Annotated in this window: 1 protein-coding gene; it reads left to right on the top strand. The window is 46.4% G+C overall.

All coding sequences use genetic code 11. From position 1 onward, the window contains the following. Positions 1-434: uroporphyrinogen-III C-methyltransferase (locus A3750_RS04730; RefSeq protein WP_231871714.1), on the top strand; the 434-nt coding region annotated here is incomplete at its 5' end. Positions 435-673: the final 239 nt, after the last annotated feature.

Below are 673 nucleotides of genomic sequence, written 5' to 3'. Positions count from 1 at the left end.
AAACACTTGCCAGTCAAGGCATCGCTTTTCAGGTTGTTCCCGGCATTACCGCAGCAGCAGGCTGTGCGAGTTATTCAGGAATTCCGCTCACGCATCGTGACTATGCCCAATCCGTGAGGTTTGTTACTGGACATCTGAAGAATGATTCAAGCGACCTTAATTGGTATAGCTTGATTGCTGAACACCAAACTTTGGTTTTTTATATGGGCTTGGTTAGTCTTCCTGTTATTTGTGAAAACCTTGTCAAACATGGCATGAGTGGTTCTATGCCGTTGGCGGTCATTTCCAAAGGCACGCTTCCTGAGCAGAGAGTGATGGTATCTACCCTTGCTAAGGCCGCTGAGGACGTTGCCGAGGCGAAATTGGCTGCGCCAACAATAATTATTATTGGTGATGTCGTTCGGCTACATCATGCACTTTCTTGGTCAAAATAATCCAAAGCTTGTAACGTAAAACGAAGTTTTGTGTGTGAAGTGTATCTTTGGGCGCGCGATATCACACGGTGTAGCAAGCCGTTCCGGCAGGATCTGACAATCTGCGTCATAATCTTACTCGTCAAGTTCATTGCGCTGCTCAGGTGACTGAAGTAGCTAAGTATCATAGAGGTAAGGTATGAGTGTTCTTCCCCGATCAGCGATTCGATTACTAGAGCTACAAGCTGTTCCACTAAGCC

The organism is Oleiphilus sp. HI0079 (assembly GCF_001635105.1).
Note: the sequence above shows the minus strand (reverse complement) of the source record. Positions and strands in the feature narration are given on the sequence as shown.